Origin of the sequence: Saccharopolyspora antiqui (assembly GCF_052246905.1) — a bacterium.
Lineage (GTDB): Bacteria > Actinomycetota > Actinomycetes > Mycobacteriales > Pseudonocardiaceae > Saccharopolyspora.
This window is the reverse complement of the sequence record NZ_JBQQBO010000055.1, coordinates 1-2,181: the sequence shown is the minus strand read 5'-3', so window position 1 is coordinate 2,181 and position 2,181 is coordinate 1. Positions and strand designations below refer to the sequence as shown.

1 protein-coding gene is annotated in these 2,181 nt (G+C 63.0%); it reads right to left on the bottom strand.

The window, feature by feature from the left end:
• Nucleotides 1–132 precede the first annotated feature (132 nt).
• Nucleotides 133–1,560, bottom strand: coding sequence for a group II intron reverse transcriptase/maturase (gene ltrA, locus ACTWQN_RS37970; RefSeq protein ID WP_443208520.1), 1,428 nt, complete (start codon nt 1,558–1,560; stop codon nt 133–135).
• Nucleotides 1,561–2,181 lie beyond the last annotated feature (621 nt).

Genomic DNA, 2,181 nt, shown 5'->3' with positions numbered 1-2,181 from the left:
CAGGTGAGGTCGGCCCGGGGCGCCCTGCCGGCGTTTCCATCGGTGGGTTTCCCCGAGCCGCCTCCCGCACCCGCCGTGCGCGTCTCCACGCAACGGGCGCTCCACAAGTCCCGGTGGGTTTCCCGGTTTTCCTCATGCTGTGCTCGGCCACGGTGTGGGGATTTTCGTTCCCCGGTAGGAGTAGTAGGTGATCTTCACCGCTCCTGGGTTGAACAGAGTCACCTCGTTGGTGGCGGGCCACCATCCGTCGCTGGTGTATTTGCGGCGGAGTTCCTTCCAGTTGGTTCGCCGGTGTTTGCGGCGTAGCCATCCAAATACTTGCTTCCAGGTGTAAGCTCGCAGGTAGTTGAAGGTTGCCTTCGACGAACCGTGCTTGAAGTAGGCGGTCCAGCCCCGCAGCACCTGGTTAAGCTGGTGAAGCAGGGCATCGAGGGGCAGGTTCACGTCCTGCCAGCACAACGTCTTCACCTTAGCCATGATCGAGTGAAGCGCCTTCTTGGCCGGGTAGAGGTAGACGAATCGTTTGCTGGTGCCTCGTTTTCGGTGACGTTGGATTCGCCAGCCGAGGAAGTCGAGGCCGTCCTCGATGTGGGTGATCAGTGTCTTATCCAGTGACAAGCGCAGGCCCATCGTGGAAAGCACGATCGCGATCTCCTCGCGCAGAGCCTCAGCATCGGTTCGGGTGCCCGACACCGCCAGGCACCAGTCGTCCGCATACCGGATCAACCGGTAGTTGGGAAGACCGTGTTTCCGGCGTTTGGCCTGGTGGTATTGACTGGCACGAGGCCCGCCCGGTGACTGGGCGATGAACTCGTCCAGCACGGACAGGGCGACGTTGCTCAGCAATGGCGAGAGGATCGATCCTTGCGGGGTGCCAGCATCAGTCGCCCTCAAGGTCTTGTCCTCGCCGAGGATGCCCGCCTTGAGGAACGCCTTCACCAGGGCCAGCACATGTTTGTCTCCGATACGTTTGCGCACCCTGTCCATCAAGGCAGGATGCGAAATTTCGTCGAAGCAGGCGGCGATGTCCCCTTCCACGATCCACTCATACGAGCGGGACGTCAGGTGACGCACGTCCGCCACCGCGTCCTGGGCTCGGCGCTTCGGACGGAATCCATAACTCTGCGAGTGAAAGTCCGCCTCGAAGATCGGCTCCAATACCAGTTTTAAGGATGCTTGGACCACCCGGTCGGTGACGGTCGCGATCCCGAGACGACGGAACTTCCCGTTCGTCTTGGGAATCAGTCGTTCACGCACCGGCAACGGGCGGAAGCTGCGGTCTTTCAGCGTCGACCGCAGTTCGTCGAGGAATCCCTCGACTCCTCGCGCCGCCTCAATGTAGTGGGCGGTTCTTCCATCCACTCCGGCGGTGCGAGCACCCTTGTTGCCCCGCACCCGAAACCACGCGACCAGAAGGAACGCGGGGTCGGTCACAAGGTTGAACAGGTCGTCGAACCGGCGATGAGAATCACTGCTGGCCCACTGGTGCAGCTTGGTCTGAATCCCCAGTACCCGGCGTTCGGCCCCATGCAAGGCCGACTCCAGTTCGTCGGTATTCACCGGCGAAAGCCTCCTGGCATTCCAGCTTCCTCCCTGCTGACTTGCTGGTCCCCTTCGCCATGTACGCGCCTCTCACGCGCTCGGACTACTACGAGACCTCCGCCCCATCCCACGGCCCTCGGCCGGCGACGGACCTGCCCTGGACCAAGCTGGATGCTTGGCCCGGAGGGCGACCGGGGATGGTTCCCCCGTTCACTCGATGACCGGTCGACGAGGGAGGTGCCCAGCTCTTGCCCCGACAGCATCGCCACGACTACGCCGCAGTCCTTCATCGTGGCCTCCTCACCGACGGCACTACGCGGCTTCGGAGTTGACCATCCACTTGAGAGGTCACGCGCTGCATCCCGGCCCATATCCACCAGATTTGAGCCAGTTCGTCGCTTACAGGGCTTTACCACTGGTTCCTCACGTACACCTTCTCGTCTCGCTTGCCGAACCTGCACCGTCTGGCAGTGCCAGCGCATCCCGGCGTCGTCAGAGCTGCTTCCCACCCTCCCCGGCGTCCCCCGGATCAGGCTGCCCTCAGCTTCAACCGGACTGCTGCGACAGCCCGGCGGCGGAGTCCTTTCACCCCCGCCCGGTCATCAAGCGCCTCGCGGCGCACGGTGCCGTCCACGATCA